Raw genomic sequence first — 23,920 nt, 5'->3', positions numbered from 1 at the left:
GCTGGCCCGACGAACTGCACATCGCCGCCACCATCTACGTCTGGAGCCAGGTCGCTCAGGGCGAACGCATGCTGCACCCTCTCCTGAACTCCGGGGCGCGGCCACGCCCGACAAACCCACCGACTCGCCGGTGGCGCTCGCTCGGTTGATCAGCAAGCGCCGTCCCCTCAAGTACGCGACCCTCTGGCGCCGACTCGACACCTACAGCGCAGACCTCGCCGCGCACATCAACGGCTCCGCCATCGCCTCGACCGGACAGCGAAATCCGGATACCTAAGGTCACCCTCGGCTGCTCCTCCAGCGCCGCCGGACGGCACGTCCCCGGCCAGTGACATCTGGCGCGACCAGGTGTCATGTAGCTCGCCAACTGGAGTGCTCACAAGGCCAGTTTGCCCAGAGCTCGTGGTAGCCGGTTGGCTCAGCGCAGGGCGGTGGCGTTGGCCGGAGAGCCGACTCCGCCGGTCAGGTTGAGGGGTTTGACGGTCAGGAGACTGTCCCAGCGTCCGGTGGTGCGGCTGTCCTGTACGAGGGTGGTGAGGTTCCACAGTTCGCCGAGTGGGAGGCCCAGTTTCGCGATGAGTTCCTGGTGCATCATGCCGCCGTCTTCGGGGGCACTGTCGTGGAAGTCGCCGTCGGAGAGAACGGGGAGGACTTCGACGGCGAAGGTGTCGGTGGCCATGAGGGCGATGCGGTGGTCCCAGCACCAGGCGGCGAAAGCGCGTGTCTGGGCGAAGCCGGTGGCACGTCGTTCGGCCCGGGTTTCGGTCCGCTGTTCGGGTGTGGTGGTCAGGTACCAGTGGGCCCACCCGGTATGGACCATGATGAGGTCGCCCGGTTCGACGCGGCAGTCCTGAGAGGCGAGCGCGTCGTCGAGGAGGTCCGGGGTGAGAGCCGGGGCGGCCCGGTGGCACAGCGGGGTGCCACGCTGGCGGAGTAGGCCGTCGATGTCGATGAGGAGTCCGCGGCCGGCCAGTGGTTGTTCGGCCCAGAGTTGGACTCCGAGGCGGGGGCTGCGTGGGGTGATCTCTTCGTCGGGAACGCCGTTGTAGAAGCCGTGTCCGGAGGCGCGGCGGTGGCGCAGGCCGTCGATCTGGGTGGTGGCCTGGAGGTGGAAGTCGTCCAGGTGGTCGTCTCGGGCCTGGTCGTGTTTGGCGGTGATGTGGTGCCGGGGGATACCGCGGGCCTTGGACATGGGTGGGTCGAAGGCGTCCAGCGCGTAGTCCAGGTTGAAGGCGTGGCCCCGGGTGACGCAGTCGGCGGCGCGGCGTATTTGATGTGGTCCGGCGAAGTTGGCCATGCCGCGTTCGGGGTGTTCGCTGAACAGGTGCCAGCTGGATCCCGTGGGTGCGTCGGTGCGCTGGGTGAGCTGTTGGTAGGTGGGCATAGGCATGGGGATGTTGGGGCTTTCTGTCAGGGGCAGCGTGTAGCGATCTCGTCTGCTGCCCTGCGGACTTCGCTGATGAGGCGGGTGTGGTCGGCTTCGCTGAGTTCGCTGCCGGTGCCCGTGATGCTGAGTGCGCCCAGGACGTCGCCGCCTCGGCGGATGGGCGCGCTGACGGCGGTGACGTCGAGGACGCGCTCGCTGGTGGACAGGGCGAAGCCGTCCTTGCGGACCTGGTGGAGGTCGTCCTCAAGGTCCTTGGCAGTGACGTGTTCGCCCGAGATTCGGGTGAAGGGGGTGACCTGCTCGATGAGGGTGTGGAGCTCGCTGTCGGGGAGCCAGGCGGCCAGGGCCTTTCCTGCACCCAGGTGCAGGGGGAGCTTCTCGCCGATCGGGAGCTGGTAGCGCAGTGGGTTACGGCTCTGGACGCGGGCGATGAGGATGCGGGCCAGGCCGACGCGGATGTACAGGCTGGCGGCTTGGCCGACGGTGGCGGCGAGTTCCTGGAGTACGGGGAGCGCGACCTGGCTGAGGCGATTGTTGACGAGGAAGGCGTGCGCGGTGGCAACGGCGGCGGGTCCGGCGACGTAGCCGGTGTCGTCCTTGGCGGCGTAGCCGCGGTCGATGAGAACGTTCAGGATGCGTTGGGTGGTGGCGACGTGGAGGTCCGCTCGGCGGGCGACGTCGCTCAGGCGCAGGGGCTGTCGGGTGTCCTCGAGTACGGCGAGGACGTCAAAGGCCCGGTCGAGGGACCGCATGGCGGAGGCGGGGGCGGGGGCGGGGGCCATGGAAGCTCCTGGATGGTCTGCTCGGCGTCGAGTGCCTTGATAGGACTTCTCACCCTACGAGCAGAGGTGGGTCGCACGGGCCCCATCCAGGAGGCCGGTCGCCTGTCTACTTCGTGGAACCCACGGCGCGGGTGTTTTCGGGCAGCGCAGGGCTCTGTGCGGCGGGGCCTTCGGTCGTCCGGTAAGACAGGGCGAAGGAGAGGATGCCGGCGATGCTGGCGGCGATGCAGGTAGCCGGCTGGAGGGTGGCCGAGACCTGGTCCAGCCAGTGGGCGTTGCCGCGGACGATGCCGGCGGCCTGACCGAGGACGATGGCCGCTCCCCCGGTCAGGAAGACGGCGATGCTCAGGCGGAAGAGGGACTGCAGGAGGCGGGAGGCCATGGCGTTGCCTTTCTCTCGTGCGGGCTGCTAGACGGGCAGGAGGCCGGTGGCGACACCGGCTCCGATGAGGAGGATGGGCAGGCAGTAGTAGGCGACCAGCGGCAGGAAGGTGCGGGAGGGGTCCACGCCGGCGATGCCGCTGGCCACGTAGATCGGCGCCCCGGACGGGGGCGAGGCGCCCTCGGTGGAAGCGAAGATGAGGACGGCGACGCACGCAGTGGCGGGCGGTACCCCGGCGCCGACCAGGGACGTCACCGCGACGGGGCCGATGGCGGCCATGGTGGCGCTGGCGGTGAGCGGGATGGCCACGCCGACCACGAGTACGCCCACGATCAGGGCCATCGCCCACAGCGGGGCGTCGATGCCGGCCAGCAGGTCGGTCAGTTGCTGCGGCAGCCCGAGTTCGCCGAGGACGTTGGAGGCGGAGAACGCGGCCACGATGGTCACGCCGATCACGCCGAACTGCGGGGCGGCGCCGCCCAGCACCTGCCACCACTCACGGCTCGAGCGCGGCAGATGGCGCCGGCCCAGCAGGAGCACGGTGGCGATCAGGAGGACCGGGATCCAGGTGATCAGGCTGATGGCGTCCGACATCTTCGTGCCGACCCACTGGGTCACGGCGCCGCCGGACGGCCCGCGGGTGAGCAGCAGCGGCACGATGATCGCCGCGAACAGGAACAGGCTGGTCCAGCCCGCATGGAAGCTGGTGCGCAGGGGCAGCCGGTCGTCACGGTCCATGGGCTGGATGTTGTGGCGGCGCACCATGATGAAGGCCGCGAACATCCGGTAGCCCAGGCACCACAGGCCGCCCAGGAACAGGGGCAGGACAATGTCGTCGGTGGTGGCCAGGGATGCCACACCGGCGGTGCCCATGAGAATGAACATGGTGGAGCTGAAGGGGAACGTCACGCCCATGCCAGCACCGCCGGCGGCCACGGTCGCAGCGAGTTCGCCGCTGACCTTCGAGCGCTTCATCCAGGGGATGGTCACGGAGCCGACCGCCGCGGTGACCGCCGCGCCGACGTGGGCGATGGCACCGAAGATCCCCGCGGCGAGAGTGGAGGTGTAGACGGGGCCGCCCCGTAGCCGGCCGAGCAGGGAGTTGAGGATGCCCAGCAGCTGGTCGAGGACGGGAGTTCTCGCGAGGAGGTAGCTCATGAACACGAATGCCAGAGCGGCGAAGGTGACCTCCTCCTGCATCGCCTCGGCGAAGCCGGCCCACATGGCGTGGCCGATGTCGCCGCCCGCGAACAGGCCGGTGACCAGGAAGCCGCCGATCAGGGCCTCGCCGATATTGCGCTTGAGGACGGCATTCCACACGATGATGGCCGCTATGTAGCAGCCCAGTGCCCAGACAGCGGTCACGATGCACCTCCTGGCATGGCGGCGGCGGCAGCGCGGATGTCGGCGCGTCGCCGTGCTTCTTCGGCCTCCACCTCGCGCGCAGCGGCCAGCACCGTGGCAGCGTGCTCGGCGGGGACGATCGCGATGCCGTCGCCGTCCGCGGCGACCAGGTCGCCCGGCCGGCAGACGACTCCGCCGACCGCGACCGGTACGCCGACCCGGCCGGGGCCGAACTTGTAGGGGCCGGCCGGGGTGACGGCACGAGCCCACACCGGGAAGCCCATCTCGGCCAGGACCTCGACGTCGCGGGCGGCGCCGTCCAGCACCATGCCGACCACGCCGCGGGCCCGCGCGCGCTCGGCGATCAGCTCACCGACCAGTGCGCGGGACACATCGCCCTCACCGTTGACGACCAGGACGTCGCCGGGTTCGGCCACCTTGATCGCCTGGTGGAGGGCCTGATTGTCACCGGCCCGCGTCCACACCGTCAACGCGCCCCCCACCACCCTCGCTCCCGGCCACAGTGCGCTGATGCCGGAGTCGAGCAGCCCGAGCCGCTCGGTGGCGTCCCCGATGTTCGCCGTGGGCAGGCCCTGGTAGGCGGCCACGAGCTCCGGCGTGACCCGGCTGGTGTCGCGTAGCCCTTCGGTGCGCGCGGCCAGGAAGTGCAGCTGGCTAATCTCGCGGACCAGCCCGGTATCGAGGCCGAGTTCCGCTACGAGTTCCGCAGCAGCCGCAGCCTCCCGACCTCGCCGGTCACCGTGCTTGAACGTGCCCTGATAGAGCCGCTCCAGCGCGCTCTCGCCATCGACGAGTTCCTTGGCGATCTGCTCGCGCACCCACAGCTCGTCGCCGGCCGCCCGGCTCGCGTCCACCGCCTCCACGATCACAGCGCCGAGCCCCTTCATGAACAGGCTGCGCAGCAGCTTGCGCGCGGAGGCCGCACCCGGCTCGGATCCCAGGTCCTCCACCGGGGCACCCAGCGAACCGAAGTAGTCCGCGATCACGGAGGCCCCTCGCCCGCTGGCCACCAGTGCCGTGCGATGGCGGTACTTCGGCACCGAACCGATCACGGACACATCCGCGAACACCGCCTGAGAGGCCCCGGCGATGACGCCGGCGATCTGCCGCTTCAGCTCCGGTGCACCGGCGTTCATGTCCGCATACACCGTCGCCGCGCCCAAGTACCCGGCAACCTCCTGCGCGACGGTCAGCGCCGCCTTGGCGCCCGTCAGGCTCAGCACCAGATCGCAGCCCTCGGCCGCCTCGACCGCCGCGGCCACACGGGTCACACCCGCCGGGGTCGGCACGTCACCGGGATCGAACCCGGTCACCTCCCAGCCATGCTCCGCGAAACCCGCCGCATACAGAGCTCCCGCCTCACCCAAGCCCAGAATTCCGACCCTCATACCCACGCCTTTCTCATACAATGAGAACTTCTCTCATAAGGTGCGGGAGGATGTTGCTCTGGCGTAACGCGCACGTCAAGAGCTCGGGAATGATCGATCAAAATTAGCCACGGCAGCCGGACCCGCCGAAGGCCGGACGACGCGCGCGACCGGCGCCGCGCGACGGCGACCGCTGTCCTCAAGGCCAACGCTGAGCACGACATCGTCTCGCAGGCATGGTCGCCGATCGGCGGCATCACGTTCTATCCCGGATGGGGCGACAACCGCCGCAGCACGCTGGACGACCCAACCGTGGGCGAGATCGCGGCCGCGCACGGGAAGACGCCGGCGCCGGTGATGCTGCGCCGGCACCTCGACCAGGGGCGCCAGGTCATCCCGAAATCCACCAACCCGGCCCGGATCGCCGAGAACCTCGACGTGTTCGGCTTCGCCCTCACCGGCGACGAACTCGCCGCGATCGACGCGCTCGACACCGGCCGCCGCAGCGGACCCGATCCCGAGTCGATCACGCTCGCCGAGCACAGCGCGGAGATCCCGGAAGCCTGACCGGCGTGACTGCTGGACGGCGGGGCGCACGGGCCACGAGGCTGATGCGCCCCGCCGCCCTCAACTCCCCACCTCTGCAAGGAAGGACTCCATGAGCCACGATGCGGCCTCGACCGCCCACGTGCTCGTCATCGGCGGGTCCTTGGCCGGAATGATGGCCGGGATCGCGCGGGCCGGACAAGGCCATGAGGTCACCCTCCCCGAGCGCGCTGCTCGCCACCGGCCGTCCGGCGCCGCGCTGTCCGTCAGCGAGTCGGCGCTGCGCCCCATCCTCGGCCCCCAACAGGCCCGCGCCGCCGTGCGCATGGCCGCGCCACGCGATGCCCATGCCGCCGCCGACGTCCCCTCGACATGGGCGAGAGGGCCTGCACGGAGCTTGTGCCGGGCTGCCGAAAACGCCCCCGCCTCACCATGCACCACCACGCCTGAAGTCTGAAGACTCGCGCGTCATAGAGCGAGTGGCGGAGACCCTCACGTGCTGGGGGCGAACGATCAGGGCCGGTGTGTGGCGACTTGGTCGTTGCTGGGTTCGCCGTCCGGTTGGTGGTTCCCCTCGAGTGTAGTGGCCCAGCTGGCGAGCAGTTTGAGGCCGTCAGCCGACGCCGTGCCGGGTTCGGCGCTCATGGCGGTGAGGGTCAGGCCGGGGTCGGTCGGTACGGGCAGCGCTTCGAAGGCGAGGGTGAGGTCGCCGACCGCGGGGTGGTGGAAGCGCTTGAGACCGGTGTGGTGCAGGCGCACGTTGTGTGCGGCCCACAACGTGCGGAAGTCCTCGCTGCGGGTGGAGAGTTCGCCGATCAGGTCGCTGAGGTCACGGTTGTACGGGTCCTGTCCGGCCTCGGTGCGCAGGAGGGCTGCGGCTGCGGCCCTTTGGTGGTCCAGTTCGGTCATGTACTGCTCGGCACCGGGGTTGAGGAACTGGTAGCGGGCCATGTTGACCGGCCGGGCGGGGTCCTGGAACAGCGGCCAGTACAGGGCCTTACCGAGGCGGTTGGTGGCGAGGATGTCGAGGCGGCCGTTGCGGATGAAGGCGGGCGCGTCGGTCATCGCGTCGAGGAGCTGTTGCAAGGCGGGCCGTATGGGCTGTGCCGTGCGGCGGCGTGCGGGCCGGCGGGTGGTGCTGGCGGTCCGGGCCAGGTCCATGAGGTGGGCACGCTCGGATTCGTCGAGCTGCAGTGCACGGGCCAGGGAGTCCAGGACGGCTTCGGAGGTGCCGGAGAGGTTTCCGCGTTCCATACGGGCGTAGTACTCCGCGCTCACCCCGGCGAGCATCGCCACCTCTTCGCGGCGCAGTCCCTTGACCCGCCGGTGTCCGGCGGCCGGCATGCCCGCCTGCTGCGGGGTGATCTTCGCGCGGCGGCTGGTGAGGAACTCGCGGACCTCGCTTCGGTTGTCCATGTCTTCGAGGCTACGACGATCGCAGCATGTGAGGGGTGCCCTGCCAGTACATGTAACAGCGGGTCCTTCCGCACACGCGTGACCTGCCGTTTCATCGATATCAGGCCGGCAGACGACCGCCCTCGCGCCAGGTCGACACACCGCCCAGGCAAGGCGGAATGGAAGGCGACGCCCTTCCCGCGCGAGTGCGGGAACGCGTTTGGCCTCCGCACGGAAAGGAGTCAGTGATGGCGGAACACGAGCAGCCCGAAGGGCCGCGTCAGCGGTTCGGGAATCTTGCCCCGGCACTGACGCGATACAGCGAGGAGATGCTGTTCGAGCAGGCGTGGGAGGACCCCGACCTCTCCCCGCGCGGCTGGAACCCGATCACCGGCGGCCGCAGCGAACAGCTCGCCTTCCGTGTGGGCAAGAACCGCGAGAACAGGCTCAGCGACAAGGAGCTGATCACGACGCCACCACATGGCGTTCTACGCCGGATGCCCCATGGCCATGTCCGCGCTCACCGCCGCCCGCAGTGTCCTGAGCGACGACTGATTCGCCCTCCCTCCACCCCAGGGACGACGAGTACTCGGGGCCTCGCTGCCCCGCCCGCACCTCCTGACCTTCTCCGGGCGCCCGGAACCATCCAGCGCCCCGCACTCCTCCTCTCACGATGACGGAAAGAATCATGCGCGCAACTGTCCTTCACGCCCCCCGCGACGTACGGGTCGAAGACCGGCCCAACGCCGCCCTCCAGCAGCCCACCGATGCAGTCATCCGCACCGTCGCCACCTGTGTATGCGGCTCGGACCTGTGGGACTACCGAGGCATCAACGAGATCGCCGAGCCCACGCCCGGCGGCCACGAATACGTCGGCATCGTCGAAGAAGTCGGCAGCGAGGTGACGAGCATCAAGCCCGGCCAACTCGTCGTCGGCTCGTTCTTCGCCTCGGACAACACCTGCCCCAACTGCGAGAACGGCTACCAGACCAACTGCCTGCACCGCGAGTTCGTCGGCGGATGCCAGGCCGAGTACGTCCGCATCCCGCTCGCCGACGGCACCCTCGTCCACGTCCCCGGCGATGTGACCGAGGAGCACATCCCGAGCCTGCTGGCCTGCTCCGACGTGATGGGAACCGGCTGGTACGCGGCCGTCGCCGCCCAGGTCAAGCCCGGTGACACCGTCGCGGTGGTCGGGGACGGCGCGGTCGGCCTGTGCGCGGTCATCGCCGCCAAGGAACTCGGGGCGACGCGCATCATCGCCATGTCCCGCCACACGCCCCGCCAGCAGCTGGCCCGCGAGTTCGGCGCCACCGACATCGTCGCCGAGCGCGGCGACGAGGGCGCTGCCCGGGTCAAGGAGCTGACCGGCGGCATCGGCGCGGACGCCGTGCTGGAGTGCGTGGGCAACCCCGAGTCCATGCAGCAGGCCCTGCACTCCACCCGCCCCGGCGGCAATGTCGGCTTCGTCGGCGTCCCGCACGGCGTGCAGATCGACGGCCAGGAGCTGTTCTTCTCCCACGTGGCCCTGCGCGGCGGCCCCGCCCCGGTCCGCGCCTTCCTGCCCGACCTCATCGACCGCGTCCTTGCCGGCCGGATCAACCCGGGCAAGGTCTTCGACCTCGAGCTCCCCTTGGCCCAAGCCGCCGAGGGCTATCGGGCCATGGACGAGCGCCGCGCCATCAAGACCCTCCTGCGCCCCTGAAACATCCATCGGCACGTCCGCCGCGGCGAGAACGCGGCTGACACGTCCCCCTGCACGAAGCGGTGCCCCAAACGCCGGGCCCGCCTGCCACAGAGATTGGACCCTTGAGCATGAACCCGCAGTACAACTTCGAAGGCCAGGTCGCCCTGGTCACCGGCGCGGCCTCCGGCATGGGCCTGGCGGCAGCGCGCGCCTTCGCCCAGGCCGGTGCGGCCGTCGTGCTGGCCGACGTGAACGAGGCCGCCGTGCAGACGGCGGCGAAGGAACTCACCGACGCCGGGCACCAGGCCATCGGTGTGGTGTGCGACGTCACCGACGAGGACCAGGCCGCCGCCATGGTCCAGAGCGCGGTGGACACCTACGGCCGCCTGGACATGGCCTTCAACAACGCCGGCATCCAGGTGCCGCCCTCGGACGCCGCCGACGAGACGGCCGAGAACTTCGACCGCGTCAACAGCGTCAACCTGCGCGGCGTGTGGGCCGCCCAGAAGCACGAGCTGCGCCAGATGCGCACGCAGGGCTCCGGCGCGATCGTCAACTGCTCTTCTCTCGGTGGGCTGGTCGGTCTGCCCGAGCGCGCCGCCTACCACGCCTCCAAGCACGGTGTGATCGGCCTGACCAAGAGCGCCGCGGTCGAGTACGCGCCCAAGGGCATCCGCATCAACGCCGTCTGCCCCGGCGTCATCGAGACCCCGATGGTCGCCGACATGCTCGAAGGGCAGGCCGAGGCCATGGCCGCGATCATGAGCGAGCAGCCGATCGGGCGCCTCGGCAAGGCCGAGGAAGTCGCCGCAGCCGCCCTGTGGCTGTGCAGCCCCGGCGCCAGCTTCGTGATCGGCGTCGCCCTGCCCGTCGACGGCGGATACACCACTCACTGAACGCCGCCCTTCCCCGACAGGCTGGTGGCGGTGCCGACCTGCCGGGGAGCGCTGTTGGTCAGGCGAGGTTCTTGGTGAAGAACTCGTCGAGCTTGTCGAAGGGGATGAGGTCCTTGCGGTCGTACAGGTCGACGTGGTCCGCGCCCGGGACGATCACGAGGTCGACGGTGTCGGGGACCGTCTCGACCGAGAGCGACGCAGGCTAGCCCTCTCCCGACGACAAGGCTCATCCGCTGGCATGTGATGCGCCGCCTTCCTGGACAGCTCCCTTGCACGAGTGTTCGTCAACGACCCGGGACTGAAAGTCCCGGGCTTGCACAACGGGCGCCACTGGTTGTGGTGCTGCGTTTGCGTCCTGTCCCACTCCTGGTTTTCGGGGGTGGGTCTGGGGCGGTTGACTGCGCCACGCATCTCCACAACTCTTCCGCACGGTGGCGGATGTTGCGGGAGCCGTTCCAGTCCGCGTGTGCAACGAATCCGCAGGACCGGCATGCGAAGCGGGCCTGACTGGCCCGGTTCGCTTTGTCGATGTGCCCGCATTCGGCGCAGGTGCGGGAGGTGTACGCCGGATTGACGTGCACCACCGGTACCCCCGCCTTGCGGGCCTTGTAGGCGATGAACTCTCCGAGCTGGGCAAAGCTCCAGCTGGAGTGGGTGGCCCTCCCCCACTGCCTTAAGGGCGTGGGAGGTACCCCCAGGCTTGCGAAGCGGTACCCGTGCGCGGATGCCGGTGAGGTCTTCCAGGGCGATTCCGCGTCCGGTGCGTTCTGCCTCGGCCACCACATGTTTCGCGATCTTGTGGTTGATGTCCTTCACCCGCCGCGCCTCCTTGCGGCGCCGCTTCTTCAGGCGCCGTTTGGCGGACGGGGTGTTCTTGCGCTGGAGTTTCGTACGCAGGGTGCGTTCGCGCAGGCGCCCGCGATTCAGCTGGCGTCCGGCCATGATCTGACCGTCTGAGGTGGTGGCGATGTTCACGATTCCGAGATCGATCCCGAGGAACTGGGTGACGCTGGTGTTGAGTTCGGCTTCGGGGACCTCGCAGGTGGCGGTCAGGAACCACATGCCGTCGCGGTACAGCAGGTCGGACTCGCCCTTGCGGTACAGGGTCAGGCGGGCCAGGTGTTCGGGCGAGGCGGTGAACGCCACCTCTTTCATCCGGCCCGACAGGGTCCAGATCGACACGGTGCGCTGCGTGTACTGCCAGGACAGCATCCGGTCGTCATACGGCTGCGCGCCCTTCGGCCGGAAGGCGATCGGTTTCTCGACCGCCCGCCGGTAACGCTGCGAGCCCGGCTTGCCGAGGTTTCCTGCCTGCAGGTTCGCCCTCAACGTGCGGTAGGCGTCGCAGGTCTTCTTGATGACGTGCTGGGCGGCCTGAGCTCCGAGCCCCCACCGGTCCTTGACCTGGGTGTAGGTGTGCTCACGCAGCGCGAAGTTGCGCTTGATGTCCTTCTCGAACGCCACTTGCGACACCCAGGTCGCGGCCTCGTTGCAGGCATGCAGGGTCTCCTCAAGTGCCGCCGCCTGCAGAGGCGTCGGCAGGAGTTTCACCTGCACAGTCAACTTCACGACCGCGACGTTACCTGCCGCCCGACGTACCGGCATTCGAACAGCGCACATTCCTCACCGGGCACTTCGGCCCGGTTTCTTGCGGACTCTCCGCGCCCGTTGTCGCGGCGATGCTCCGCATCGCCGTCACCGGATGCGATTCCTCCCGGGGGTGAACCCCCGGGGTTCCTCGCAAGAGCACGCTGAACGTCTGCTCATTCAAGGGAACGCACACGCCCCAGGCCGGTGAACCTTCGCGGTCACATCATGCCGCCGCCACTTCGCCGCAGGACCGAGGTGAACGAACGGCCGAGCGCCGACGTAGTTGTCCTCGTTGGCGCGCACCGTCGAACGTGCCCTGCAGAACGCGGCACCGAGTGTCCTGATCGGTGCCGCGTGCACCAGGATCCTGACCCAAGGGCTGTGAGCGACTCTCGAGGCGCTGGTCGGCGAGTGCGCCCCGGAAGATCAGAGCCCCGGCGTCGGATTTCCGTATGCTCATGATGCGCCCGTGATCCGTACCGAAGCCAGGATCGGCTTACTACCTGCTGGAAGGCACAGCCGCCTAGGCACTGTTTCTCGGATTACGTGCGGAGCCAGATCAGGAGTGCTGCGAGTGTGACGGTGCCGAGGTAGATGTAGGCGCGTTTCTCGTAGCGGGTGGCAACGGCGCGGAAGCCCTTGAGGCGGTTGATGGCGCGTTCGACGGTGTTGCGTTTCTTGTAGCGTTCGCTGTCGAATCCGGTGGGCCGGCCGCCGCGGGAACCTCGGTTCTGCCGGTGTCTTTGCTGGTCGAGACGTTCAGGGATGGTGTGCCGGATTCCGCGTCGTCGCAGGTAACGGCGATTCTTCCGGGACGTGTAGGCCTTATCCGCCAACACGCGGTCGGGTCGGCTGCGTGGCCGTCCAACTCCGCTGCGGGGCACGGAAATCAGCGCCAGCACCCGCTCGAGCTGAGGGCCGTCACCGTAGTGTCCGGGTGTCAGAACGAGCGTGAGGGGCCTGCATCGTCCGTCGGCGGCGAGGTGGATTTTCGTGGTGAACCCTCCGCGGGAACGGCCCAGGCATTCGCCGATCTGACCACCTCCTCCAGTCGGACGACCAGTTTCCGCAACACCGGATCGACCCGGTTCGTCCCCCACACCGCCCCCCTTTGAGGAGGCACGGCCGGGGCTTCCTTCCGCGCGCCCGCGGCGTGCTGGTGAGCCCTCACTGCGGTGGAGTCCACCGAAACGTCCCAGTCGATCCGGCCCTCAGCATCCTCGGCGGCCTGGACCTTCGACAGCAGCATCACCCACGTTCCGTCCGCCGACCAGCGGCGATGCCGTTTGTAGACCGTCTCCCACGGCCCGAACCGTTCCGGCAGATCCCGCCACTGCACACCCGTGCGCACCCGGTACAGCACCCCATTGATCACCCGACGGTGATCGCTCCACCGCCCTCCACGGGTACCACCACGAGGTAAGAAAGACTCCAGCCGATCCCACTCCGCATTTGTCAGATCTCCACGGCCCATACCGCCAGCCTGGCCCCAACTCCCAGCTCATGTCCGGAGATCCGAGAAACAGTGCCTAATCCACTCTTCGGGAGTCGCGCGAAGCTGCTGCTTCGACATCTCCTCGCACCGGGCGCGGTGCCGTGGGCTACAGGACGGCCTTGAGCCGCAGACCGTCAAGGAGTGGCAACGCCGACTGCGGCGTCGACGAGGTGCCCCTTTCCCGTTCGCGCAGGGACCGACACACGGCGACATCTCCGCGCACCTGTCCGAGGTCGACGACGCGGGCGTGTCCACGCAGACGAACCGGGATGGCCGAAGGGCAGACCGAGCTTGCGGCTCTGTCATCCGGCCGTTCGTTCGGCGGGAGCCGCCACCACGCCCGGGGCGTCCTCGAGCCAGCCTCGGTCGCGTGCCATCAGCGCGATCTGGAAGCGGGTCCGCGCGCCGAGGAGTTCCGCGGTCTCGCTGATGTGTTTCTGGATGGTCCGTCGGCTCAGCCCCAGGACCCGGGCGATCGCGTCGTCCGTCAGACCTGCGCGCAACAGAGTGAGGATGTCGCGCATCCGCCCCGGAGGCCGGCCGTCGGGTTCCGCCGCGGTGATCGGCGGTCGACCGGGGCCGCTGTCCAGCGACACCGGGGTCGCCTGTTCCCAGACGCTTTCGAAGAGCGCGGTGAGCACTCCGAGAAGTGTGGTCGAGTGCACGATGAGCGAACCCGCGGACGGGTCCTCCTGTCGCAGCGGCATGATGCCGGCCGTCGCATCGAACACCACCAGCTTCATCGGGAGCCCGGCCAAGAGCCGCAGCTCCCCGCCCCGGGCCGTGCCGCTCAGGGCGGTGCGCAGCGAAACGGTGTCGGTCAACCCGTCCGTGTCGTACACCGACCGGAGCCGCACTCCGTCATGTACGGGCACCTCCGGAGCCGGTGCGTCCGCAACGGCTGCGGGGTCAGTCGGCATCGAGGTGCTCTCGAGCCGCACGGACCGGGTGACGTACGGAGGTTTGGCGAGGTGGAGCACCTCGTGCCGGCTGGACGCGAGCAGCTGCGCGTAACGCACCCCGACCTGCTCGGCGCTCTCCACCACCTCGAAGAGGTCGGAGGTGACCCGACGGTGCGATGCCGAGCGGTACGCCTCGTGCAACTGCTCCATGTACAGCTCCGCCCGCGCCAGTTCCTGCCGCCTCTGGGCCAGCAGGGAACCGAGGGTGGAACGGGGCGGGCCCGCGCTCCAGCGTGTGGGCCGGTCACCTACGCGGACGACCAGGCGTTCGTTCTCCAGGGCCTGTAGGGCGCGTTCGGCGGCTGCCGAGGTGACCCCGAGTGCTTCGGCGGCCGCGTCGCTGCTCAGCTCAGGCTGTGTGACCAGGCATTCGAGTACCCGGCCGGCCAAGGGGCCCAGTCCGGTCCCGGCCCACGGCAAATCCGACGGCACCGCCACAACTGTCCCCCTTTCGGCGCGCTGGCGAGGCCGATCGTACGCGGTGGGGTCGGTCGGAGCGATCACGTGCTCGTTACATCCCCGTACGGCCGAGGCGGGCCCGTTCCGTTCCTGTCTGTTCCTGTTCACATCTGCGCAGTTGCGCGGACCCGCACTCCGGTACTCCTTGCCCGGCGGATCGCGCTCCGGACAGGGTGATCACGAGCCGCCGACGCAAAGGCGTCGAAGCCCGTTCGGTCACTCAGGATCCAGCCGAGACTTGTCGGCACGTTGGAGACATTCATGCCACTGCTCAACCCCGCACCGCTGCGCTGGAGACGGACTTCCGGGGTGTTCGCAATGCTCGGGGGACAGTGCGCCGTCCGTACGGACCGTGGAGACGACTCAACATCGGGACAAGTGGGTTGGTGCCACGGCGCCACAGGAGTCCATGTCTTTCGCGGCATCGCCGAGCGGTCGCACACGGCCTCGTACTGACAGCAAGAAGGCCGGAAGGCCGACAGCGTCGGCGATGTCCTGGGGAAGGCCGAGCCGCCTCAACCGACAGCGGCCGCGGCCCCGCCACTCGCGGCCCTCGCCGAGGGCGGTGAGAAGCGTCCGTCCCGCACCACCGCAGGCGCGACCACGTCAACCCACGACTCGCGCCGCATCGCACCCCTTCTCACCGGAGGCACGCCCAGCCTCCGGTTCCCCACCCACCGGTCGTCACCGCACGTCCGGACAGAAGGAGTTACAGCAGTGCCGAACAACATTCGCACCAGCAGGCCCACTTCGCCTCACAAATCCTATCGATCCGATCGCGGAATCTCCGGTTACGGGCGCGTCGCGGCAATTGCCGCCGTCTCCATGGCCACGCTCTTCGTCTCGGTTCTCCCCGCCTCTGGCACTGTCTCTGCCAGCACGGATCAAGCACCACGGCATTTGGTGGCGGAACCCAGACCCGGCGCCAGGGCCGTCGCACTCTCCGCCGGGCAGCGCAAGGAGCTGCTCAAGGCCGCGACCGAAACACGCGCCACCACCGCCCGTTCGCTGAAGTTGAGCGATCAGGAGAAACTGATACCCAAGGATGTCGTCAAGGACGCAGACGGCACCGTGCACACCCGCTACGAGCGCACCTACGCCGGCCTGCCCGTCATAGGCGGCGACCTGGTGGTCCACGAGCAGGGCGCGTCCCGTACCGTCACCAAGGCCTCGGACGCCAAGGTGTCGCTGCCGACCACCAAGGCCGCCGTCACGGCAGCGACGGCCAAGAGGTCCGCCCTGGCCGCCGCGAAGACCGAGAAGACCGAAGACGCGGCCACGGACGGATCGCCGAAGTTGGTCGTCTGGCTCGGAGACAGGAAGCCCGCGCTCGCCTGGCAGACCGTCGTCAGCGGTGTGCAGGAGGACGGAACCCCGCGCAGCCTGAGCGTGGTGACCGACGCCACGACCGGCAAGCAGCTCCAGAGCGTCGAACAGGTCCACTCAGGCACCGGCCACAGCCAGTACAGCGGTCAGGTGCCGATCGGCACCACGCGCAACGGCAGCCTCTACGAGCTCACCGACCCCGAGCGCGGCGGCCACAAGACGTATGACCTGACCGGCGTCGGCGGCAACGGCGTCCTGGTCACCGACGGCGACGACGACTGGGGCGACGGAACGGCGGCCAACCTCCAGACCGCGGCCGTGGACGCCGCCTACGGCCAGCGGCAGACGTGGGACTTCTACCACGACCGGTTCGGCCGCAACGGCATCGCCGACGACGGCGTCGGCGCCTACTCCCGGGTCCACTACGGGGACGGATATGCCAACGCCTTCTGGGACAACGGCTGCTTCTGCATGACTTACGGCGACGGCCTGAACAACGCCAGGCCACTCACCGAACTCGACATCGCCGCGCACGAGATGACCCACGGCGTCACCTACGCCACCGCGAACCTGACCTACACCGGTGAGTCCGGCGGTCTGAACGAGGCCACCAGCGACATCATGGGCACCTCCGTGGAGTTCTCCGCGAACAACCCCGCAGATGTCCCCGACTACATGATCGGCGAGCTCGCCGACGTCCGCGGCACCGGCAAGCCGCTGCGCTACATGGACCAGCCCTCCAAGGACGCCTCCGCCAAGGGCACCTCTCAGGACTACTGGACCTCCGAGACCAGGAAGCTCGACCCGCACTTCAGCTCGGGCGTGGCCAACCACTTCTTCTACCTGCTCTCCGAGGGCAGCGGGAAGAAGACCATCAATGGCGTCACCTACGACAGCCCCACATACGACGGCCTCCCGGTCGTCGGTCTCGGCCGGCGCGACGCGACCGCCGTCTGGTACCGGGCGCTGACCGTCTACATGACCACCAGCACCGACTACGCGGGCGCCCGCGCCGCCACCCTCCGGGCCGCCGCCGACCTGTTCGGTCCGACCAGCGACGCCTACGAGGCCGTCGGCAACGCCTGGGCGGCCGTCAACGTCGGCGCCCGCTATGTGAACCACATCGCCGTGATCGCCCCCTCCACGCGGAAGTCGGCAGTCGGCCAGCCGACCAGCCGGCAGATCGAGGCGACGAGTTCCCGGCCCGGCCCCCTGTCGTATTCCGCCCAGGGGCTGCCCAAGGGCCTGTCCATCAACGCGCAAACGGGCCTGATCAGCGGCACTCCGAAGAAGGCAGGCGACTTCAAGGCCGCCATCACCATCAAGAACTCCCCGAAGGTCAAGCGCACAGTGCGCTTCGTGTGGACCGTCCTGGCCTCCGGCGGTGACTTCTTCGTCAACCCGGACCGGTTCGACATCCCCAACTGGAAGACCATCGAATCCCCGCTCATCGTCAGCGGCCGCAAGGGCAACGCCTCCGGTGACCTCAAGGTCACGGTCGACCTGTACCACCCGTGGATCGGCGGTCAGGTGGTCAGCCTGGTCAGCGAGAACGGCACGGAGATCCCGGTCAAGAACTGGTACTGGGACACCGGCGAGGGCGAACTGCACACCACCTACACCGTCGACGCGTCGGCGGTCCCCGCCAACGGCACCTGGAAGCTTCGGGTCCAGGACAACACCCCCGGCATCTTCACCGTCGACCCCGGTTACCTCGACAGTTGGAGCCTCGCCTTCTGACCCTTCTTGTCCACCGCACCACGCACACCCCGCCGCGCCCGGTCGAACGGGCGCGGCGGTACGTGTTGCTGCCTGCCGGCGGCCGGTCGGCGAGGCCGGGGTGATGGTCATCAGCCTCGGGAGCGGCCGCCTGCCGGGCCACTCGCAGCGGTCATCGGGTTCGAAGAACACGATTGCCGTGGGCGTTCTGCCGGCTGGATCGCAAGGAGTACGGGCGCGAACTGTCGGGCGACAGCCTTCTCCGCACGCGCGTCGCTGTCGTCGCCGCCGGACCTGAAACGTACGAGATCGTGCACCAGGGCCCGGCACACTTCGTCGCGTACGCCACCGTCCCATCTGGGCGGAGAGTCTGCTCTACGTGCCTGTCAGGGCATACGAGCAACTCACCGGTTTCACCCACGAGGTGACCGTCCTGCCGGCAGATCAACATCGTGTGTGAAACCGACTTCGTCTGCGTCTTCTGCGACGGGATCCTGCCGCCGGAGTGGAAAGTGGACGAACCTGGGCGCTGGACACCCTCGCCCGGCCCCAGCCGAGCCTGATCGCGGTGGTCGCCGGGGTGCTGGAGCGCCGTGATGTCGGCGATATTGCTTCCCTCGACGGTGATCTTCACTGGGACGGGGCCGACGGGGGTCCGCTCTGGCACTCATGCCTGTCCAGCGACCTGGATCACCTCCGTCCCATGTCTTGTGCCGACGGCGTACGGCGATCAAGATGCTGACTGCATGTGACCGCCGGTAACCGCCGCCCATCAGGGCTGGAACGTGAAGAAGGTCCTGCTGTGCCCGTACTTCGCCACACGACGAACGCCCTCGGCGCCCTGTCGACAAGCGTCCGCCTCGCCGTCTTCGCTGCAGTGGCGGCAGCCGCCGCGCTGCTCCCCGCCGCTTCCGCCTCGGCCGCGGAACCGGGCGTCGGCAGCTACGCCGATCCCTCGTTCGCGTCCGTGTGCACCTTCCACCGCTACGGCGAGGGCGAGACACCGCCGCTCTCTCTGTTCGGCGCCGACCCGCTCTGCGTGGAGTACGCCAAGCGGGACATCACTGTGACCAACGGCGGCGCGGCGCGCTTTCTGCTGGCCGAGCCGGCGCGCTTCGCCATAGCCGTACCGGCTTGCCGTTACTGGCAGTTGGACCATTGGAGCGTGCAGGCCTCAGCCGGTGGAACCGAGCTGGTCGGCTGGGACGGCAGTTACTGGTTCGACAAGGCGGAGGGCAGCGCCGCGGCGAGGGTACGCAACATCACTGTCGCCGGCCGGCCCGCACAGGCCGAGGATGCCGCGAAGTTGATCCGGCCGTACGACGCCCTGCTCGCCGACGCACTCGTGCGGGACGCGGCGGGTGTCAAGGTGCAACTGCCGGTGAGCGGGCTGTGTTGAGCGGGCCGTCCGCACAACCCACTCGGCGCCGGCTGCTCGTCGCACTGACCGTCGCCGTCGCCGCCCTGCGTGCAGGGGAGCTGACCGCCGAAGCCGCACCCTCGGCGGCCCCTGCCAGCGAGCCGGTCCCGGCGGCTCGGGGCGGGCTGCTGCCCGTCTCCCCCACGCTCCCCGACCCGACGACCGTCACGCTGGAGGCGTTCGCGGACACCATGGTCCCGGGCGAGAAGCGGTACGGCGGCGACGTGGCGATTGCCGGGGCGGCCCCCGGTCCCGGCGCCGTACAGGCAGGGGCCATCGAGCTGCTCAACCTTCCCGACCTCGGCATCGGCATACTGCTGCCCGAGCTGGCGCTGCTCGTCAATACCCGCGCCCTCGCCTATGCGGCCACCCACGGCCGGGTACTGCTGCCCACTCGACCTCCCTTCGTCGCCCTGCGGTTCACCGACCGCACCGCCCTCGCCGGCGAACTGCTCACGCCCGGCGCGCCGGACCGGCAGCTGTATGTGCTGCTCGCACTCTTCGCCGCCGCGGCCTTCGATACCGCAGCCCATCTGCACACCGCCGCGGCCATCCGCCAACGCCACCCGGGCCTCGCCTGGATCGGCTTCCCGGAGCCCGACGCCGACGGGCTGTGGCGCTTCCCCGACTACTCGTACGGCAGAAGTCTCGCCTGCGAGCATCCGCTCACCACCCCCGGAGGGCACCCCGCATGAGCGCCACCGAACGCACCGACGTGCTGGTCATCGGCAGCGGCTTCGGCGGCGCCATCCCTGCCTACCATCTGGCCGCGGGTGGCGCGAAGGTGGTGATCCTGGAACGCGGACCGCACCTCACCGCACCCGACTTCACCCATGACCTGCGCCTGGGCAGCTACACCCGGATCGTCGACCTCGTGCAGGGCGACGGCATCACCGTCGTCGCCGGGAACTGCGTCGGAGGTTCCAGCGTGGTCTACTTCGCCGCTTCGCTGCGGGCTCCGGGTTTCGTCTTCGACCGCCGCGGCAGTCTGGGCCACCGCCTGTGGCCTTCGACCCTGACGCGCGCGGCACTCGACCCGTGGTACGACCGGGTCGAGGAGGCTCTGCCCGTCGCCGAGCAGAGCTGGGACCAAGTCCCTTACCCCGGAGGGCTGTTCGCCGCTGCGTGCGCCCGTGCGGGCCGCACCTGCAATCCTGTGCCCGTCGCCGTCGACCTGGCCCGCTGCACCAACTGCAACTGGATGCTGAACGGCTGCCACTTCGACGCCAAGCGCTCCATGCTGCTGAACTACCTCCCCGCCGCGACCGCGCACGGCGCCGAGATCCGCCCGCTCCACGAGGCGCAGACCATCGCGCCTGCCACCACACCCGGTTACCGCTACCGCGTCTCGTACACGCAGCTCGACGCCGGCGACTACCGGCTGCCGGTCGGCGCGGGCGCGATCGAGGCCAAAACCGTGGTACTGGCCGCAGGCGCTCTGGCCACCCCGGTGCTGCTGCAGCGCTCGGCTCCCCTGCTCGGCGGCGTCCCGCAAGCCGTCGGGCGCTACTTCTCGGGCAACGGCGACCGCGTCTCCATCGCCGACGTCGACGAGGGCAAGGTGCGCGACCTGCTCGGTCTCGAGCGCGCCCCGGGCATCCCGTACCAGGGCTTCCCCATCGGCAAGCCCATCGGCTCCATGTCGTACGACCGGCTCGATGCGACGTCAGCGGAGTTCACCCGTTTCTCCCTTCAGCAGATCTACTTCCCCGGCATCACCGACCTGCTGTCCCAGGCCACCGACACCCCGGCGACGAGCTGGTTCGGCGTCCGCAAGAAGGAGATGCGGGCACGCTGGCCGTCGTGGCTCTCCGTGCTCGCCATGACCGAGGACGACAACGAGGGCGTCTTCGGGCCGCCGCCGCCCACCGGAAGCTCAACGCGCGTGGCCACGTCGCTCTGCCTGTCCACGCTCTCGTACCGGCCGACAGCGAACACCCTGCGCGGCTGGGCAACCGCGGACACCGAGGCCCGCGCGGTGCTGGAGCGCGACGGTCTCGCGCGGGTGCGGCCCTGGAGCGAGAACGCCGCCGGGTCCGTGAGCGCGCACCCCCTCGCCTCCTGCCGGATGGGCGACGACCCCGCCACCTCGGCACTCGACGAACGCAGCGAACTGCGGGGCCATCCCGGCCTGTTCGTCACCGACGGCTCCGCAGTGCCGACCTCACTCTGCGTCAACCCCTCACTGACGATCGCGGCGCTGGCCGAACGGGCCTGTCCCGGCATTGTGGCAAGCACCGCCGAGACAGGCGTCCGCGCACGGTACGGGGCCCCCGCGCCCCGGTGAAAGGAATCCCTCGTGAACACGCTCTACCCGCCGCGGATGACCGGCCGTGCAGGGCGGCTCGAAGTCTGGTACGCGACGTTGACCGATCCTCGTACCGGGACCGGCGTGTGGATCCACCACGAAGTGGTCGCACCCAAGCACGGCGGCCCGGCCCGGGCACACGGCTGGATATCCGTCTTCCCGCCGGACGGACCGCCGGTCACCGAGCGGTTCGGGGCCCCGGACTCTCCACCGCCCCAGGGCGAGACGTACTTCGAGGTGCCCGGGGTCCGGGCAACACCCCAGCTACTGGAAGGCACCGCGGGCGCGATCACCTGGCGCCTGACGGTCACCGGGGGCGGAGAGCCCCTCTACACCTTTCCGCGCTGGGCCTGGCAGCGTGAAATCCTGCCCGCCGCCCAGATCCTGCCTGCCCCCGACGCCGTCTTCGAGGGGGAACTCGTCGTCGCAGAACGGCGGTTCACCCTCTCCGAGGCCGTGGGAGGCGTAGCCCGCATCGCCGGGCACGGCAACGCCCAGCGATGGGCATGGCTCCATGCGGGCCTCGGAGGCGGGGACGTACTCGAAGTGGTGGCCGCCGTCGCCCGCCGTCCCACGATGCGGTGGCTGCCACCGCTGCCCATGCTTCAGCTGCGGATCGGCGGCACCGACTGGCCGCGCGACCCGTTGCTGACCGCTCCACTGCTGCGCGCACGGATCGGGCTGCCCGACTGGTCGGTCGCCGGCGGCACGGCGCGGCGCAGGGTACGGATCGCGGTGACCCAGGACCCGGCCGACTGTGTGGCGCTCTCCTACACCGACCCCGACGGAGCGACCGCCACGTGCACCAACACCGAGCGCGCCACCGTCGACGTGATCGTCGAACGCCGCACCGGGCCACGGCGCTTCGAGGTGGAACACCGCTGGCATCTGGATCGCACGGGGCACGCGGAGGTGGGAACGCGCCCGTGAGCGGTGTACTCACAGCCTGCGGCGGTCTGCTGCGCTATGACCGCGTCGACGAGTGCGACCCGGACGAGTCCCGGATTGCGGCCCGACCTGATCAACCCCACCGGCAAGCGCAAGGGCCTCTGATGCCGGAGCCGCCGTCTCAGGCGAGCCAGTAGCAGGGCAAGCGAAGGAGATCGGCGGCATAGGCGGCAACCGCCTCGGCATGCGTCGGATGGCTGCCAGAAGGGCACGGCGCACGTGTTGCAACCCCTGCTGGGCGGCACGCTCACATCCGTGACCGGCCTGCTGGATGGCCTGCTCGGGCCGGACTCCCCCGCCGTCACGGCTGCCCCGACACCGTCGCCCTCCTCGCCATCGACCGCCGGCGGCTCGTCGCTGTGCGTCGGGATCGCGCCGTCGCCCTCGGTGCCACCGGAGGTGCTCCGGTGAGACATCGCACCCGGCCCCTGTTCGTCACCACCCTGGCCGCTCTGGCGTCCCTCCTGCTGTTCCTCTCCCTCGTGCTGTGCAACGAGCACCGGCAGGAGGCCAACATCTTGGCCAGCACCTTTGACGGGGAGCAGAACTGGCTTGTGGTCCCCACCGGCAAGGGCCGCGCCTGCTCTCAACCTCAGGCCGTTGACCAGTAGTAATGGGCGACGGGTGACCGTGGCCGATGTCACGAGATGAAAACGGACAAATGATGCCATCATCAATGTTATGCAAGATTCAACCATTCGGCTGGAACGCAGTCCGGTGTCGACAGCAGGGCCGCTACGTCGCCTCGCCGGCCGGCTCCGCACCAAGCGGGCCAGCCATGTGGTGCACGGCGCCAAAACCCTCATCGCGGCACTGCTCACCTGGGGCATCGCGGCCCCCTGGTCCCCCGAGGACCGCCCCTACCTGGCGGTCGCCACGGCTCTGCTCATGGTCAACGCGTCCACGGTGTACCAGTCCGTGACCAAGGCGGCACAAAATGTGGTGGCCAGAGTCGCCGGGCTGATCCTCGCCCTCGCGACGGCCCGGCTGCTGGGACCGACCGCGGGCGCCGTCGCGGTCATCGCGGTCCTTGCGGTCCTGGCGGGCCCTCGCCGCACCGCTGACGACCGTCTCCAGGTCGCCTCCACCGCAGTCATCGCGCTGGCCGCCACCGCAACCGATCCCATGGGCAGTCTCATATCCCCCGCGCTGCAGACCCTCACCGGCGCAGCCGTGGGCATCGCGGTCAACGCCCTGGTCCTGCCACCGCTCTACCTGAACGAGTCCGATTCCGCCGTACGCGATCTCGCCCGCTCCATGGGAACACTGCTGCACGACATGGGCACCGGCCTCTTGGGGCGACAGCTCACCCCCAAGGCCCACACCTGGCTCCACCGGGCGCGCAGCCTGGACAAACGTCTCACTCGTGCAGAGGAACAGGTACGGCAGGCCGACGAGAGCCTGCGATGGAACACACGCTGCCTCGCGCACACGCGACGCAAGGAAACGACCTTCAACGACACATTCAGGGTCTTGCGCGGCGTGTCGATCCAGGTGCGCGGAATCGCACGGACCCTCGCCGACAACGCGCACGACAACCACTCCGACCACCACCTTGGCTACCAGTTCCTCGACCAATACGCCGAAACCCTCCAACTGGCGGGAGCAGCCGTCCAGGCATTCGCCGAACCCGGCCCGGCAACCGGCTCACCGGACACATCCCCCCGCGAACGCTTGCGCGCAGCGATCGACGGCACACTGGCCTGGCACGACACCATGACCGACACCATCGCCCGCGGCACCCTCACCAAGCCCGGCGCCTGGCACGTCTACGGCTCACTCATGACCGACGCGGAAAGACTGCTCGCCGACCTCGACCGCACGGACACGCCCTGACCCACGGCGCAGGGCGGCCGGCGTCTGGTGACCGGTCAGCAAGGCAAGCT

Annotated in this window: 21 protein-coding genes and 1 pseudogene; 13 read left to right on the top strand and 9 right to left on the bottom strand. The window is 69.3% G+C overall.

Features of this window, described 5'->3' with window-relative positions:
- Positions 1–130: 130 nt before the first annotated feature.
- Positions 131–277: a hypothetical protein gene (locus ACWIGU_RS41730; protein ID WP_454407069.1), complete on the top strand. Its 147-nt coding sequence runs from the start codon at positions 131–133 to the stop codon at positions 275–277.
- Positions 278–418: 141 nt separating this feature from the next.
- Here ACWIGU_RS41730 and ACWIGU_RS41725 read toward each other — a convergent pair whose 3' ends face one another.
- From ACWIGU_RS41725 to ACWIGU_RS41705, 5 genes are all read right to left on the bottom strand, one after another.
- Positions 419–1,384, bottom strand: a complete 966-nt coding sequence (locus tag ACWIGU_RS41725; protein WP_454407068.1) for a cyclase family protein — start codon at positions 1,382–1,384, stop codon at positions 419–421.
- A gap of 26 nt (positions 1,385–1,410) precedes the next feature.
- Positions 1,411–2,169, bottom strand: a complete 759-nt coding sequence (locus ACWIGU_RS41720; RefSeq protein WP_454407066.1) for an IclR family transcriptional regulator — start codon at positions 2,167–2,169, stop codon at positions 1,411–1,413.
- Positions 2,170–2,275: 106 nt separating this feature from the next.
- A complete protein-coding gene (locus tag ACWIGU_RS41715) occupies positions 2,276–2,551 on the bottom strand; it encodes a hypothetical protein (RefSeq protein WP_454407065.1) in 276 nt (91 codons plus the stop codon).
- 27 nt (positions 2,552–2,578) lie between these two features.
- Positions 2,579–3,916, bottom strand: a complete 1,338-nt coding sequence (locus ACWIGU_RS41710; RefSeq protein WP_454407063.1) for a TRAP transporter large permease subunit — start codon at positions 3,914–3,916, stop codon at positions 2,579–2,581.
- Positions 3,913–5,304, bottom strand: a complete 1,392-nt coding sequence (locus ACWIGU_RS41705) for an RraA family protein (protein WP_454407061.1) — start codon at positions 5,302–5,304, stop codon at positions 3,913–3,915. The genes ACWIGU_RS41710 and ACWIGU_RS41705 overlap by 4 nt, the downstream gene beginning before the upstream one ends.
- A 96-nt stretch (positions 5,305–5,400) precedes the next feature.
- Here ACWIGU_RS41705 and ACWIGU_RS41700 point away from each other — a divergent pair, with 96 nt between their 5' ends.
- Both ACWIGU_RS41700 and ACWIGU_RS41695 read left to right on the top strand, forming a co-directional pair.
- Positions 5,401–5,850 carry an aldo/keto reductase gene (locus ACWIGU_RS41700; protein WP_454407167.1) on the top strand — a complete coding sequence of 150 codons (450 nt, stop codon included), beginning with the start codon at positions 5,401–5,403 and terminating at the stop codon, positions 5,848–5,850.
- Positions 5,851–5,941: 91 nt separating this feature from the next.
- Entirely contained in the window at positions 5,942–6,286 is a 345-nt protein-coding gene (locus ACWIGU_RS41695; protein WP_454407059.1) for a hypothetical protein, read from the top strand.
- A gap of 56 nt (positions 6,287–6,342) precedes the next feature.
- Here ACWIGU_RS41695 and ACWIGU_RS41690 read toward each other — a convergent pair whose 3' ends face one another.
- Positions 6,343–7,245, bottom strand: a complete 903-nt coding sequence (locus ACWIGU_RS41690) for a helix-turn-helix transcriptional regulator (protein WP_454407057.1) — start codon at positions 7,243–7,245, stop codon at positions 6,343–6,345.
- A 227-nt stretch (positions 7,246–7,472) separates the two neighbouring features.
- On the opposite strand from ACWIGU_RS41690, the gene ACWIGU_RS41685 reads away from it, so the two are divergent.
- The 3 genes from ACWIGU_RS41685 (at position 7,473) to ACWIGU_RS41675 (ending at position 9,807) form a co-directional block, all read left to right on the top strand.
- On the top strand, positions 7,473–7,901 hold the full coding sequence (locus ACWIGU_RS41685; protein ID WP_454407055.1) for a hypothetical protein: 429 nt from the start codon (positions 7,473–7,475) through the stop codon (positions 7,899–7,901).
- A gap of 11 nt (positions 7,902–7,912) precedes the next feature.
- Positions 7,913–8,929 (top strand): zinc-dependent alcohol dehydrogenase family protein, encoded by a 1,017-nt coding sequence (locus tag ACWIGU_RS41680; protein WP_454407053.1) that lies wholly within the window; start codon positions 7,913–7,915, stop codon positions 8,927–8,929.
- Positions 8,930–9,039: 110 nt separating this feature from the next.
- Complete coding sequence (locus ACWIGU_RS41675; RefSeq protein WP_454407166.1) at positions 9,040–9,807, top strand: glucose 1-dehydrogenase; 768 nt, start codon at positions 9,040–9,042, stop codon at positions 9,805–9,807.
- Between the two features lie 284 nt (positions 9,808–10,091).
- Here the strand turns inward: ACWIGU_RS41675 and ACWIGU_RS41670 are convergent.
- The 3 genes and pseudogenes from ACWIGU_RS41670 to ACWIGU_RS41660 form a co-directional block, all read right to left on the bottom strand.
- Positions 10,092–11,376: pseudogene (locus ACWIGU_RS41670) on the bottom strand (RNA-guided endonuclease InsQ/TnpB family protein).
- A 563-nt stretch (positions 11,377–11,939) separates the two neighbouring features.
- Positions 11,940–12,871, bottom strand: a protein-coding gene (locus tag ACWIGU_RS41665) for an IS5 family transposase (protein ID WP_454407051.1) whose coding sequence is annotated in 2 segments (ribosomal slippage) — positions 11,940–12,527 and positions 12,530–12,871 — 930 coding nt in all. Because the reading frame shifts where the segments join, the coding sequence is not laid out codon by codon here.
- 323 nt (positions 12,872–13,194) lie between these two features.
- Positions 13,195–14,286, bottom strand: coding sequence for a helix-turn-helix transcriptional regulator (locus tag ACWIGU_RS41660; protein ID WP_454407049.1), 1,092 nt, complete (start codon positions 14,284–14,286; stop codon positions 13,195–13,197).
- Between the two features lie 852 nt (positions 14,287–15,138).
- Between ACWIGU_RS41660 and ACWIGU_RS41655 the strand changes: the two genes are divergently transcribed.
- The 7 genes from ACWIGU_RS41655 to ACWIGU_RS41625 all read left to right on the top strand — a co-directional run bounded on the left by ACWIGU_RS41655 (position 15,139) and on the right by ACWIGU_RS41625 (position 23,870).
- Positions 15,139–17,379, top strand: a complete 2,241-nt coding sequence (locus ACWIGU_RS41655; protein ID WP_454407047.1) for a M4 family metallopeptidase — start codon at positions 15,139–15,141, stop codon at positions 17,377–17,379.
- 781 nt (positions 17,380–18,160) lie between these two features.
- Positions 18,161–18,757 (top strand): hypothetical protein, encoded by a 597-nt coding sequence (locus ACWIGU_RS41650; RefSeq protein ID WP_454407046.1) that lies wholly within the window; start codon positions 18,161–18,163, stop codon positions 18,755–18,757.
- Positions 18,758–18,903: 146 nt separating this feature from the next.
- Positions 18,904–19,473, top strand: a complete 570-nt coding sequence (locus tag ACWIGU_RS41645) for a DUF5987 family protein (protein ID WP_454407165.1) — start codon at positions 18,904–18,906, stop codon at positions 19,471–19,473.
- Positions 19,470–21,065 (top strand): GMC family oxidoreductase N-terminal domain-containing protein, encoded by a 1,596-nt coding sequence (locus tag ACWIGU_RS41640; protein ID WP_454407044.1) that lies wholly within the window; start codon positions 19,470–19,472, stop codon positions 21,063–21,065. Before ACWIGU_RS41645 ends, ACWIGU_RS41640 begins: the two co-directional genes overlap by 4 nt.
- A 12-nt stretch (positions 21,066–21,077) precedes the next feature.
- The gene (locus ACWIGU_RS41635) at positions 21,078–22,016 is read left to right on the top strand and encodes a hypothetical protein (protein WP_454407042.1); all 939 of its coding nucleotides are present in this window, start codon (positions 21,078–21,080) and stop codon (positions 22,014–22,016) included.
- A 425-nt stretch (positions 22,017–22,441) separates the two neighbouring features.
- Entirely contained in the window at positions 22,442–22,645 is a 204-nt protein-coding gene (locus ACWIGU_RS41630; protein WP_454407040.1) for a hypothetical protein, read from the top strand.
- A gap of 106 nt (positions 22,646–22,751) precedes the next feature.
- The gene (locus ACWIGU_RS41625; RefSeq protein WP_454407038.1) at positions 22,752–23,870 is read left to right on the top strand and encodes an FUSC family protein; all 1,119 of its coding nucleotides are present in this window, start codon (positions 22,752–22,754) and stop codon (positions 23,868–23,870) included.
- The last annotated feature ends 50 nt before the right edge of the window (positions 23,871–23,920 follow it).

Source organism: Streptomyces sp. NPDC055400 (genome assembly GCF_053644375.1).
This window is presented reverse-complemented; position numbering and strand designations above follow the sequence as displayed.